A 13,183-nucleotide genomic window follows, 5' to 3' on the forward strand; every position below is an offset into this window, starting at 1 on the left:
TACAAAATTAAATTATAGGCTTTTATGAAATTATAAAAACAAAACAAACCACTCTACAGCAAAATGTTATTTTAGTATTTGATATAGTAGCTCAAGACCTTTAAGAACTGTTCTTCTTCGAATAGCATTCCTATCTCCTGGGAATAAGAACTTCTTAGTAACAAATGTACCATTGTCGTTATAAATAGAAATATAGACTGTACCAACTTGCTTTCCTTCCATCTTAGTAGGACCAGCCACACCAGTAAAAGATATTCCTATAGTAGATGAAAATTTAGTAGCTGCTTGCTTTGCCATCGCTTCAGCACAATCTTCGCTGACTGCTCCATTTGTTTCTAAAATCTCTCCTGGTACATTTAACGTATTCTGTTTTGCTATTATTGTATAAGTAACCATGCCACCTTGAAAAACATTTGATGAACCAGAGACAGTCGTGATTTTTTCTGCAAACGCTCCACCAGTCAAACTTTCTGCAGCTGCAAGCGTATATTGCTTCGCTAATAACAAATCTACAACTTTCCCTTCTAATGTTTCGTGATCTTCACCATACGCATATTGCCCTACGCGTAAAAAGATTTTCGCTTTCGTTTCTTGCAACAGCTGATCTGCCTTTTGAAGCGAATCACTTTTTGCTGTTAATCGAATGACAATACCTTCTTCTTGAGCAAGAGGAGCAATTGTAGGATTTGTTTGTTCGTGAATAATATCCTGTAGTTCATGTTCAAGCTTCGATTCACCAATTCCAGTAAATTTCAGTAAAACAGATTTAATGATCTCTTTTTTACCCAGCAGTTTTTGTATGGATGGAATCATGTATTCTCTTACTAGAGCTTTCATTTCTTTTGGAACACCCGGGAGAAAAAACCATGTGCAACCATCATATGTTAGCTTCATCCCAGGAGCCATTCCTACAGGATTCATCCAAACTGTTGCCCCTTCAAATACTCTCGCTTGTTTTGAATTATTTGGCGTCATCACTGTCTGATGCTTTTCAAAATATGCTCGTATTTTGCACATGGATGGTCCATGCTCTACTAGAGGTATAGTACTCAATTGCTGAAATGCTTCCCTTGTTAAATCGTCTTCTGTTGGCCCCAGACCACCAGTAACAATAACAATATCTGAACGTTTATGAGCTATTTGAAATGTTTCACGCACACGCTGTAAGTTGTCTCCAACAACTATATGGTGGTACGTGTTAACACCTTGGTTAGCTAACTGCAGAGAGAGCCATTGAGCGTTTGTGTTTGCAATTTGCCCGAGTAAAAGTTCAGTTCCAACAGCAATTATTTCAGCTTGTAATTCCTCTTTCATTTCGAATCCCTCATCACATGCCAATTTTTAATAAAGTAGTCTATGCCAGATAATATTGTAAAGAATAAACTAATATATAGCATGATTTCCCCAAAAGGAAAGCCTATATATGAAAACGGGAAATTATGTAATAACAAAACAGCAATAGCGACCATTTGCGTTGCTGTTTTTATTTTCCCCATATTACCAGCTGCTAGTACTATACCTTCCCCAGAAGCAACAAGACGAAGTCCTGTAACTGCAAACTCACGACTAATAATAAGAATAACGACCCATGCTGGGGCAACTCCCATTTCTACTAAAATAATGAAAGCAGCGGAAACAAGTAGTTTGTCTGCTAGTGGATCAAGAAACTTCCCTAAATTTGTAACAAGGTTATATTTTCTTGCGTAATAGCCATCCACCCAATCCGTTCCAGCTGCAATTATAAACAATAAAGCAGAAATGAAATGAGATATTGGCAATGCTGTTTCTCCTATTTGCCAGCTTCCCCATGGAAATGGAACACTCATAAGAATGATGAAAATAGGAATTAAAAAAATACGTGATAATGTTAGCTTATTTGGTAAGTTCATTACTATTCCTCCTTCGAAAAACTTGGCTCCGCCAAATCTTTATGACGAAAAAAGCCGTCATTTTTCTTATTGTCAACCCTAAAAAATTATAGTTTAGTATAAAATGATTGACCCTTCCCAAAAAGTTGAAAGGAAGGGTCGATGATATTTATTCAGCTTCTTGTTTTAGTTCCACCCAAATATTTTGTCTTACGTTACTTGGATCAACAGGATACTCCATTTCTTTACCATTTATTGTTATGGTTAGCACAGATGCATTGCCAATTTTAAAGAATACGCGTTCTTTACCAGTAAGGTCTAATTCAAGTGGTGACTGCTCGGCATTAAACATATTTTCCTCAAAGAGGACATCTTCTTCATCAGCCTTCACACCAAGCCAAGTATCGTCTGAAGCTTCTAATGTAGCTTTTACTTCATCACCTGTATAAGAGAATGCAACTGTTGATTCTGGTGTATTACCTGTTCCTTCTTCTATAACAGTAAATTCAGGCTCTTTTGCTTTTTCATTTGTTTCTTCCGTATCTTCATCGTTACCATCTTGTTCTTCATTATCTTGATCTTCATCTGCAGTATTTTGATTAGCTTCACCGCCATCACTATCGTCTTTAATCACAATATCATTGCCTTTTCCATCATCCTGATTTACAGGATCTTTACTTTCTGTTCCCGACATGTTTTGGGCAATAAAGAAAATAGCGACCGCAATAATACCAATAATAAGTAAGCCAACAATTACTGTAGGAAATAAGGAAAAATTAGATGTACTTTTTTCTTGACTTTTACGCGAGCGTTGTATACGTGAGTATTGTTCTTCTGTAGGCTCCTCTGTTTTCGGCACTTCTTCTTTATATTCTTCCATCAGTTCATTTGGGTCCAACCCAACAGCATTTGCATATTCTTTCATAAAAGCTCTAGCATAAAATTTACCCGGAAGAATTTGCAAGTTCCCTTCTTCAATTGCTAGTAAATACCGCTTTTGAATTTTTGTAATTTCTTGTAGCTCTTCCAAAGAAAGATTCTGAGCTTCCCTTGCTTCTTTTAGTCTTGCTCCGATTTGCATTTCCAACACCATCCATTTTAGAAATCAAACATTGAAAATTCATTTTCTTGACTGAACTGTCTTGATTCAACAGGCTCATATGTAATTTCTTCTTCTTCATGACTTCTTAGTTCAATAATGTAATCAAAATCCTCTATTTTATATTCTGTCATTTGTACAAACGCATCTGGATGCTCTACTACTTTGACAGCAGGTAGCTGCATTACTTCTCTAATCAACTGCCAATGCTGCTCGGTTGCACGCCGAGTGGATACAATGCCATCAATAATATAAACATTATCGGGATTGTACTCACCTTCAATAAGCTTGCTCCGCACTGTTTGCCTTAATAAGGTACTGGAAACAAATAACCAACGTTTGTTTGCACACACACTTGCAGCTACTACCGATTCTGTTTTCCCTACTCTTGGCATACCACGGATCCCTATTAATTTATGGCCATCTTTTTTATACAATTCTGCCATAAAATCAACAAGCAAGCCTAAGTCATCGCGAATGAAACGAATTGTTTTATGATCATCTACATCGCGATATATGTATCTACCATGGCGCACAGCCATTTTATCTCTAAGTTTTGGCTGTCTTAACTTGGTTACTTTAATGGTTTCCATCGTTTGTAAAATTGACTTGAGTCGTGTTATATTTTCGTCATATTTAGATAAAAGTAACATACCACGCTTTGCGTCCTCGACCCCATTAATCATAATAATATTAATTCTTAGCATCCCAAGTAAAGACGATATATCACCAAGCAAGCCTGGTCGGTTAATTTGAATTTCGTATTCAAGATACCACTCTGTTCTCGTCATATAATGCTCCTTTATAATAATGAGGTTTTCAACTATTTATAGAAAAACTTGATTAATTTCGAAGTATTAATGGCAGAAGCTCTTATACTATAAAATTAAAATAGCTATTAGAAAATAAAACTAAGCTATGTACAATAAATATATTTAATTAGCTACTGAATAATTACCAACCCTTAGTTTTAATTAACAAACTCCGAGTATAAAAACACTTAGATAGCCTTTCACCTGTACTTAAACCACATGCAATAAACTTTAATGCGTTTTAAATTATTAACAATTACAGTTTATATAAGTATATCATAAAGCATTTTTTCGCAAGTGAAAAGGTTAGAGGTAAACTATATCATATTTATCTTAACAGAACCATTGGTTATTGACAAAATAATTTTTTATAAAATGATTCTTCAATTCAGTAGGGGTCTTTCACTCCAACCGATTGTTTATTAGCCCAAAAAGGTATGATCTAAAGATATCTTACGAAAAAAAGGATTTAGGTGCTGTCATCTCCACTTAGACTTTCCAGTTTACACCTTCATAGATCCCCCGGGATAAACAGAAAATGTTCTATGTGCATCCTGCGTTCGTAGAATAAATAAGTATCATACACCTGTTTTTCCAATAAATTCTGCCACGCTACAGACGAAGCGTGGCAGACAATTGGAATTTCATATAGATTGTTCAATTTCCTTGGTTTTGAACATATTTAATCATCGTATTAGCTAGTACTTGCTGTTCTTCATCAGAAGCTGAATTCCATAAGTCACGCAGTACAGCCTCTTCTTTGTTTTTAGCATCAACGTGCTGTGCTAAATAATCACCAATCTCATGAGCAATATTTTGAACTGTTTCATTACTCATTCCTTGTTGTTGTGCTTGTGTAAGCTTATTAGCTAAAAAGCTTTTCCATGAATCAAAATTATCAAGAACGGACATCTTTTTTCCTCCTTCCAATTTATACATGCATAGTATTTGAGAGATTTTCAAGTTTATGCATGTTGGGTAGAAGAAAAGTTACCAACCGCCTGTTACATCTAAAATTGCCCCTTGTATATAGCTCCTTTCACTAGCTAATAGAAAAGTTACAAAAGATGCAATTTCTTCTGGTTTCCCCGCTCTATTCATTGGAATTTCTGTTAAAATTGCTTCTCTTTCTTCCTTACATAAATGATGATTCATCTTTGTTTCAATATAACCTGGGCTAATGGCGTTAACCGAAATCCCAGAAGGTGCAACTTCTTTCGCAAGTGCTTTAACAAAGCTATTTTGTGCTCCTTTAACTGCAGAGTAAACGACTTCGTTACTGGCACCTTGTTCTCCCCAAATCGATGTTATAAATAAGATGGAACCTGCTTGTTTTGCAATCATATCCGGAAGAAGGTATTTGGTAATAAGCCAAGGTGATTTAACATGTAGTTGAATCATAGCATCCATCGTTTCCTCACTAGTATCTTGAAACAAACCGTAATGTGCTTTCCCGCTTGCAAAGACCACTCCATCAATAGCGAAGGGTAAACTCTGCATCAACTGTTCACAAGATCTGTTTTTACTTAAATCTGTTTGATACGTGGCTAAAATAGATTCAGGATATGCGTCACAAAGTTCATCAATTACTCGTTTGTTTGTATAATAGTGGAGTATTAATTGGTAACCATGTTGTAATAATTGTTCAGCTATTGCTGAACCGATATCTCCACTAGCCCCTATTATAAGAATGTTTCTTTTCATTGCAGCTTACTCCGCATCGATCGTACAAACTGATAACCGTTCTTCGTCTATCCAAGAATACATAAATTGCTTCGCATCCTCCAAAGTTAACTCTCGAACAGCTGAAAGTAATGTAAAGAAGTCAATACCTAGCATATGATAATGTGTATAAGCGTTTGCTATGTTCTCTAAGCGGTTCATCATACGTAGCAGCTGACCTATTTTCTTCTTCTTTATACGCTGGAAAGTTTCTTCATTTAAATTCGCTTCCCGGATACCAAGTAACATGGATTTTAAGCGTTCGGAAAAGTGTTCTGGGTGTCTCGTATTACTACCAATCAATACATACCCAAAATCTCGATCAATATTTGATTCAAAAAAGAAACTATCATCAATTAGATTTTCATTATAAAGTTCCTCGTAAAATGGTCCGCCTTTTGAAAAATAATAGTCCAATAACATATCCTGAAGTAAATCTTCTATTAAAAGCTCATCTTTAGACAGTTGCTGATTAACACGTTTTATTCCTAGCGTACATTTAGGAATCGAGACAGGCATAGTTATTCGCTTTTCTCGCTCTGCTACCGCATTTGGCTCATTAGGGAACTTCCGTTTTAACTGCTCCATCTTGGCAAACTGTTTTTTGTCTTGATTCTCTCTAATTAACTGCCCCATTTTTTCCGGTTCAAAGTTTCCAGCAATAAATAAAACCATATTCTCAGGATGATAAAAGGTATGGTAGCATGTATATAAATCTTCTTTTGTGATTTGGTAGATCGATTCAACTGTCCCTGCAATGTCTACATTAATTGGGTGATTTTGAAACATTGCTTTAATGGTGCCCATAAAAGCTTGCCAATCAGGCTGGTCATCATACATCCTTATTTCTTGAGCAATAATCCCCTTTTCTTTCTTTACGGATTCATCTGTAAAATAAGGATGTTGGACAAAATCAATGAGTGTTTCTACATTTTTCTCAATTTGATCAGTTGCTGTGAAAAGATACGCTGTTTTCGTAAATGAAGTGTAAGCGTTCGCTGAAGCACCTTGTTTAGAAAAGTCATGAAATACATCCCCTTCTTCACTTTCGAAGAGCTTATGTTCTAAAAAGTGAGCTACTCCTTCTGGAACAGTAATTACTCCATCTTTACCTATAGGCGCAAAATGCAAATCAATTGAACCATAGTTCGTCGTAAACAAAGCATGTGTTTTTGCTAGTTCTGGTTTCGGTAATAAAAATACGGTTAATCCATTAGCTAATTTCTCCGTATATAGCGTTTCATCAATATCACTATATATGTGCTTATTCATGACTATCTCCTTTCTCTGCCGTTAATAAATAAGTTGTGTCTTCTTGCAAGCGTTTAGCAACAGCAACAATCTCTTCTTTTGTCACCTTATTCAATTGCTCTACAAAATGAAGAGGAGTAATTTTTTTGTTTGCTAAAACTTGTTGATATAAAAATTCAATTGTTCCTTGCGGGCTGTCGAATGTCTCTAATAGTTGGTTAGTAATAACGGCTTTGGCTTCCGCAATATCTTGCGTTGTAAAGTCTCCTTGCTTCATTGCTTCCACCTGTTTTTTTATAATGTCTCTTGCCTTTTCAAAATCTTCTGGAGCAATACCACTAAAAACAAACAATAATCCTTTATGACTTTCCATACGAGAAGCAGCATAATAAGCAAGACTATTCTTTTCTCGAACATTAATGAACAATTTTGAACTTGGAAAACCACCGAAAATCCCATTTAGCACATGAAGAGCATAATAAGCAGGCTCTCCAAACGTAACGTTTGTGCGGTAACCGATATGTAATTTTGCTTGCTGAACCTTATCTGTTTCCACAATTTCTTTTGGTGTAACATCAGTTTTGTTAAAATGGCGTTCTTTCAAATCTTTATGCTTTAATCTTGGTTGATTTTTGTTTGCTTGTTGAAATACTTTCTTTATTGCCTCTTCCATATTTTCCTTTGAAAGATCCCCTTGCACATAAATATCAATTTGATCGTTTGCAACTACTTGTTGGTAATAAGAAAAAAGAGAAGCCGGAGTTATTGTTTCCAAGTCATCCAAATATCCATGCACATGAACTGCATAAGGCTCGCCTTTACACATTTCATCAATTAAACGGAGGTTAGCATAACTCATCTTGTCATCTTTTAAGCTCAGGTTTTTTTGTTTTAAGGTCTCCTTCTCTCGTGAGAATATAGACTTATTGAAGCCTTGGTCATCAACATTTGGATTAAATAACACATCATAAAGCAGCTGTAGACCTTCTTCAAATACAGAAGAATCTCCTGCTAAAAACTTCTGATTGGCAATATCTAGTCGCACACTAATAATATGGTTTTCTCCTTTTTTGGCGCCGTCTATAGAAAGAGAAGCTCCGTATAAGCCATCTAATTTTATTTGCAGTTCTTGTTTAGATGGGTATTGTTTCGTACCTTGCTTTAGTACATATGGTAACAATGCTCTTTTTGTAATCGTGTCCCTATCTAAAGGTGCACGCAACTTTAAAACAACAGTCAATGTTTTATACTTTTGATTAGGAATATAATGAACATTAAAACCGTTAATATCTTTTATGTTTTCCTGAATTTCTTGCATGGTAATCCTCCCTTATATAGACTTTTCATTTATTCTGCTCACATTTATCATTCGTCATCCATTATAAAGCAAAAAAAACTCGCTTGCGACTTTTTTTACACAAACAGAGCTTTTTTATCTTTTTAGAGAAACTTGGCTATCGCCAAGTAATTATGGCGATAGCCGTAGTTTTGCTTATACTATAATTCATGAAAATTTTATACTTTCCTATAGTGTAAATATAAAAGATTCACCTGCATGAATTTCTTTGTGGCGTTACTCCTATACTTGTATTTATTAAAGAATATGACCAAGTAAGTTTTTAGCGGTTCCCCTTAATATAAGGCACTCCATTTGCTTTTGGCGCTTCTGCACGACCAATAAAGCCAGCTAATGCTAAAATAGTTAATACGTAAGGAGCTATGAGTAAAAATACTTGCGGCACATCTTCTAATAGCGGAATACCTCCACCAATAACACTTAAGCTTTGAGCGAACCCAAAAAACAAAGCAGCGCCCATTGCACCGAGCGGGTGCCATTTTCCAAATATAACGGCTGCTAGAGCCATAAATCCTTGTCCTACAATTGTTGCATGTGAGAAATTGAAAGCAATCGTTAAAGCAAATACTGATCCACCTAAGCCACCCATGGCACCAGAAATAATCACAGCGATGTAACGCATCTTATAAACATTAATACCATTTGTGTCAGCAGCCATCGGATGTTCACCTACTGCACGTAGACGTAATCCAAACGGTGTTCTGTATAAGATATACCATGACACAAAAGCAAGGAAGATAGCTACATAGGAAGTTGGGTAAATTCCTTGAAAGAAAACAGATCCAATTAAAGGAATATCTGCTAAAACAGGAATATCTGTTGTATAAAATGGTTGCGTCACCATATCTGTTTGACCTTTATCATACCACTGCTTTGTTAAGAAAATGCCGACTCCTAAAGCTAAAAAGTTAATTGCTACACCACTAACTACTTGATCGGCATAAAAAGTGACGGAAGCTAAGGCATGAATGATGGCAAAGATAGCACCAACTCCCATGGCAACAAGAATAGATACCCATGGCGTCCAAGCACCAAATACGTCAGCAAAGGTGAGATTGAAAACTATACCTACAAATGCTCCCATTACCATTAAACCTTCCAAGCCAATATTAACGACTCCTGAGCGTTCACTGAATACCCCGCCTAAAGCAGTAAAAATAAGTGGAGCTGAATAAAAAAGTGCAGTTGGGATTACAGATTGTAATAATTCTATAAAACTCAATTATTTTCCCTCCCTTTTAAACCGTAATATTATCCAGCGAATGAGATAGCTTGAGGCGACGAAGAATATAATTAAAGCAATAATAATATCTACCAACTCATTTGGAACTCCAGCTTGGGTTGGCATATTTAAGGCCCCTACTTTTAAAGCTCCAAATAGGAATGCTGCAAGAACAACACCAAATGCATTGTTTGCCCCTAAAAGTGCTACAGCAATTCCATCAAAACCGATATTGGAGAAACCAGAACTCGCAGTCATATTACCGTACGTACCTAACCCCTCCATAGAACCTGCTAAACCAGCAAACAAGCCAGAAATAACCATAGCCAAAATAATATTACGTTTTACACTCATACCTGCATACTTCGAGGCATGTTTGTTATACCCTACTGACTTTAGTTCAAAACCGAGTTTTGTCCGTTCAATGATAAACCACATGGCAACTGCTGCCAGTATTGCTATGAATATGCCATAGTGCATTCTGGAAAAATAAGTGGCATTTGCTAACCATTCAGAAGCTAATGAAGCAGTCGAAGCAACCATATCCGTTTTATCTGCGTTTTCCGTTAAAACGCTGCGGATGATGGCATTAGAACTATATAGGGCAACATAGTTTAGCATAATCGTTATGATTACTTCGTGTACTCCCAATCCTGCTTTTAGCAAGCCGGGAATAAATCCCCATAATCCTCCGGCAATTGCTGCTACAAGTAAAGCTAGTGGTAGGTGAATATACATCGGAGCGTCTATTGCTGTGCCTACCCAAACAGCTGCCAACCAACCAACAATGACTTGCCCTTCAGCCCCAATATTAAATAAGCCAGCTCGAAATGCAAATGCAACGGCTAAGCCTGTAAATATGTAAGGCGTTGTCTGTCTAATAGTTTCACCAAAAAAGTATAAATCACCGAATGCTCCTTTAAATAAAGCAATGTAGCCTTGTATAGGATTATAGCCAAAAAACAACATAATCAAAGCCCCAGCAAAAAGACCAATGAGAACAGAAATAATTGGTACAAGGATGTTAAACCATTTATTTTCCATCACGATTCTTCACCATCCTTTACACGACCGCTCCCAGCCATTAATAAGCCTAATTCCTGTTCACTTGTCTCTTCTGGCTTTACATCTGCTACAATTTTCCCATCATAAATAACAGCGATTCGGTCGCTAACGTCTAGAATTTCATCCAATTCAAAAGAAACTAATAAAATTGCTTTTCCTTTATCTCGCTCTTCTATGAGCTTTTGGTGAATGAATTCAATCGCCCCAACATCTAATCCTCGTGTAGGCTGAGCAGCGATTAATAAATCAGGAGATCTATCAATTTCTCTAGCTATTATAGCTTTTTGTTGATTCCCCCCAGACAACGCACGCGCTTTTGTGTATGGAGAAGGTGTACGAACATCATACTCCTCTATTAGCTGTTCTGCCTTTTGCAAAATTTGCTTATAATTTAATACTTTGAATTTAGAATAAGGTCGTTTATAATAAGTTTGTAAAACGAGATTTTCAGCAACAGAATAGTTCAACACAAGCCCAAATTTATGTCTATCTTGAGGTATATGGCCGACACCACTCTCTGTTACTTTACGAGGAGAGAGATTTGTAATTGGTTTTTCATTTATAACAACACTCCCGCTATGCGCTTTGCGAAGACCAGTAATTGCTTCAATTAATTCACTTTGTCCATTCCCATCAATACCTGCAATACCTACAATTTCACCAGCACGTACATTTAAATTTAGCCCTTTTACCATGTCTACTTTTCTGCTATCTCTTACAAATAGATTATCAATCTTCAGAACGGTTTGTTTAGGTTCAGCTGGTTGTTTGTTCGTTTGAAAAGATATATCTCTACCAACCATTAAAGAAGCTAACTCTGTAACAGTTGTTTCTGCTACGTTTACGGTGCCAATACCTTTACCTTTTCGAATAACGGTACAGCGATCACAAATTTCCATAATTTCTTTTAGTTTATGCGTAATTAAAACGATAGATTTTCCTTCTGCAAGTAAAGTTCTAAATATTTCCATTAACTCAGCAATCTCTTGTGGTGTTAAAACAGCAGTTGGTTCATCAAATATAAGCACATCTGCTCCACGATAAAGCGTCTTTAAAATCTCCACACGTTGCTGCATACCTACAGAAATATCACTTATCTTTGCCATTGCATCTACTCGAAGACCATACCGATCAGACAATTCTTGCACTTCTTGCTCTGCTTGCTTTAAATTAATTTTCCCCTTGTTTGTTGGTTCAATACCGAGAATAATATTTTGGGTAACAGTAAACGGTTCGACTAACATAAAATGTTGATGTACCATACCGATTCCTAAATTGTTAGCAATGTTGGGATCGGTGATGGATACTTTCTTACCCTTCACTCGAATTTCTCCTTCCTCAGGTTGATATAACCCAAAAAGGACGTTCATCAAGGTCGATTTTCCTGCACCATTTTCACCCAATAAGGCATGGACCTCTCCTCGCTTTAATTGGATGGTTACATCATCATTAGCAACTACTCCCGGAAACTCTTTTCTTATATGCAGCATTTCGATCACATAATCTTCCAACTACATCACTCCTTTACTACAAAAACAGTTTCCCCTTAAGAGGCTCCTGTTGATCATCTTTCGAGTAAGGCTCAACATTTCATGTCTAGACTTATATTTCATAAAAATTCAAAAGAGGCTGGCTGACTCCAGCCTCTTTTTTTACAACGACTTTTCAAATTCTTCTAGATCTTTTCGCGTTTGCGGTACATCTACTTCTTCGTTAATAATTTTTTCTTTCCACTCATCAACTGCTGAAGCAATTTCTTCTGTGTAAGCATTCTCATTCGTATCAGCAAGATAGACACCGTCGTCTTTTAAAGCGAATTCCAATATTTCACCGCCTGGAAAATCCCCATTTAAACCAAGATTACTTACTTCTTGAACAGATAAGTCCACTCGCTTTACCATAGATGTAAGTGTTACATTATCTTCGCCTATTTTCCCTTCTTCATGCTGATCGCGATCTACACCAATCACCCAAATTTCATTATCAGGATCGTTCTTTTTCATATCTTTTGCTTGGTTAAATACGCCATTTCCAGCTGCACCTGCTGCATGATAAATAATGTCTATATCGTCACCATACATCCTTGTAGCAATTAACTTTGCATCATCAGCTGAACTAAAATCACCAACATATTGAATATCCACTTCAATATCTGGATCGACAGATTTTGCCCCCGCAACAAATCCAACTTCAAATTTATTAATCAAATCAGAATCCATGCCACCAACAAAACCAAGCTTGTTTGTTTTGGTTTTCTTAGCAGCTGCAACACCTGCTAGAAATGAACCTTCATGTTCAGCAAATGTAATACTTGCAACGTTAGGAGCTTCCACAACGGTATCGACAATGGAAAAACTTGTATCAGGATTTTGTTCTGCTACTTTTGAGATCGCATCTTCTAGTAAATATCCAACACCAAAAATCAAGTTATAGCCATCTCTTGTTAAACGAGTAAGGTTTGGCAAATAATCAGACTCATCATTAGACTGTGCATAATCATAACCGTTTCCTTTTGATAATCCATGTTCTTCTCCCCATGCTTGCAGCCCCTCCCAAGAAGATTGGTTAAATGATTTGTCATCAACTCCGCCTTCATCTGTTACCATAGCGATGGAATAATCCGTAGACCCTTCGCTTTCTTCTGTTTTTTTACCATCATTTCCACCACTTGTTTTATCTTCATTATTAGAACCACCACACGCAGCTAAAACTAAACCAAAACTAATAAAAATAGTTAGTAATAAAATAAGCTTTCTACTTTTCAAAACAATAGCCCCCTCTTTTATT

Annotated in this window: 12 protein-coding genes; all 12 read right to left on the reverse strand. The window is 36.4% G+C overall.

All coding sequences use genetic code 11. The features are described from left to right. Positions 1-66 precede the first annotated feature (66 nt). On the reverse strand, positions 67-1,314 hold the full coding sequence (locus B2C77_RS11850; RefSeq protein WP_077703927.1) for a competence/damage-inducible protein A: 1,248 nt from the start codon (positions 1,312-1,314) through the stop codon (positions 67-69). Continuing rightward, positions 1,311-1,889: a CDP-diacylglycerol--glycerol-3-phosphate 3-phosphatidyltransferase gene (pgsA, locus tag B2C77_RS11855; RefSeq protein ID WP_077703930.1), complete on the reverse strand. Its 579-nt coding sequence runs from the start codon at positions 1,887-1,889 to the stop codon at positions 1,311-1,313. Before pgsA ends, B2C77_RS11850 begins: the two co-directional genes overlap by 4 nt. Before the next feature lie 148 nt (positions 1,890-2,037). Further along, positions 2,038-2,949 carry a helix-turn-helix domain-containing protein gene (locus B2C77_RS11860; protein WP_077703932.1) on the reverse strand — a complete coding sequence of 304 codons (912 nt, stop codon included), beginning with the start codon at positions 2,947-2,949 and terminating at the stop codon, positions 2,038-2,040. 17 nt (positions 2,950-2,966) lie between these two features. Then, positions 2,967-3,758, reverse strand: coding sequence for a YmfK family protein (locus B2C77_RS11865; RefSeq protein WP_077703935.1), 792 nt, complete (start codon positions 3,756-3,758; stop codon positions 2,967-2,969). Between the two features lie 678 nt (positions 3,759-4,436). Next, the gene (locus B2C77_RS11870) at positions 4,437-4,691 is read right to left on the reverse strand and encodes a DUF3243 domain-containing protein (RefSeq protein ID WP_073004948.1); all 255 of its coding nucleotides are present in this window, start codon (positions 4,689-4,691) and stop codon (positions 4,437-4,439) included. A gap of 78 nt (positions 4,692-4,769) precedes the next feature. Beyond that, positions 4,770-5,483, reverse strand: coding sequence for an elongation factor P 5-aminopentanone reductase (gene ymfI / locus B2C77_RS11875; RefSeq protein WP_077703938.1), 714 nt, complete (start codon positions 5,481-5,483; stop codon positions 4,770-4,772). 6 nt (positions 5,484-5,489) lie between these two features. Beyond that, positions 5,490-6,773: an EF-P 5-aminopentanol modification-associated protein YfmH gene (gene yfmH / locus B2C77_RS11880; protein WP_077703940.1), complete on the reverse strand. Its 1,284-nt coding sequence runs from the start codon at positions 6,771-6,773 to the stop codon at positions 5,490-5,492. Further along, positions 6,766-8,070: an EF-P 5-aminopentanol modification-associated protein YfmF gene (yfmF, locus tag B2C77_RS11885; protein ID WP_077703943.1), complete on the reverse strand. Its 1,305-nt coding sequence runs from the start codon at positions 8,068-8,070 to the stop codon at positions 6,766-6,768. The genes yfmH and yfmF overlap by 8 nt, the downstream gene beginning before the upstream one ends. Before the next feature lie 301 nt (positions 8,071-8,371). Further along, positions 8,372-9,331: an ABC transporter permease gene (locus B2C77_RS11890; RefSeq protein ID WP_077703945.1), complete on the reverse strand. Its 960-nt coding sequence runs from the start codon at positions 9,329-9,331 to the stop codon at positions 8,372-8,374. Further along, a complete protein-coding gene (locus tag B2C77_RS11895) occupies positions 9,332-10,378 on the reverse strand; it encodes an ABC transporter permease (RefSeq protein ID WP_269467139.1) in 1,047 nt (348 codons plus the stop codon). Beyond that, positions 10,375-11,886, reverse strand: coding sequence for an ABC transporter ATP-binding protein (locus B2C77_RS11900; protein WP_077706899.1), 1,512 nt, complete (start codon positions 11,884-11,886; stop codon positions 10,375-10,377). Before B2C77_RS11900 ends, B2C77_RS11895 begins: the two co-directional genes overlap by 4 nt. Before the next feature lie 162 nt (positions 11,887-12,048). After that, entirely contained in the window at positions 12,049-13,161 is a 1,113-nt protein-coding gene (locus B2C77_RS11905; RefSeq protein ID WP_077703951.1) for a BMP family lipoprotein, read from the reverse strand. Positions 13,162-13,183 lie beyond the last annotated feature (22 nt).

This window comes from Virgibacillus dokdonensis, assembly GCF_900166595.1.
Lineage (GTDB): Bacteria > Bacillota > Bacilli > Bacillales > Amphibacillaceae > Virgibacillus > Virgibacillus dokdonensis.

Coding starts and splice junctions, on each gene's coding strand:
- B2C77_RS11850 (WP_077703927.1), bottom strand. CDS start 1,314: ATGAAAGAGGAATTACAAGCTGAAATAATTGCTGTTGGAACTGAACTT.
- B2C77_RS11900 (WP_077706899.1), bottom strand. CDS start 11,886: ATGCTGCATATAAGAAAAGAGTTTCCGGGAGTAGTTGCTAATGATGAT.
- B2C77_RS11870 (WP_073004948.1), bottom strand. CDS start 4,691: ATGTCCGTTCTTGATAATTTTGATTCATGGAAAAGCTTTTTAGCTAAT.
- pgsA (WP_077703930.1), bottom strand. CDS start 1,889: ATGAACTTACCAAATAAGCTAACATTATCACGTATTTTTTTAATTCCT.
- B2C77_RS11865 (WP_077703935.1), bottom strand. CDS start 3,758: ATGACGAGAACAGAGTGGTATCTTGAATACGAAATTCAAATTAACCGA.
- B2C77_RS11860 (WP_077703932.1), bottom strand. CDS start 2,949: ATGCAAATCGGAGCAAGACTAAAAGAAGCAAGGGAAGCTCAGAATCTT.
- ymfI (WP_077703938.1), bottom strand. CDS start 5,483: ATGAAAAGAAACATTCTTATAATAGGGGCTAGTGGAGATATCGGTTCA.
- yfmF (WP_077703943.1), bottom strand. CDS start 8,070: ATGCAAGAAATTCAGGAAAACATAAAAGATATTAACGGTTTTAATGTT.
- yfmH (WP_077703940.1), bottom strand. CDS start 6,773: ATGAATAAGCACATATATAGTGATATTGATGAAACGCTATATACGGAG.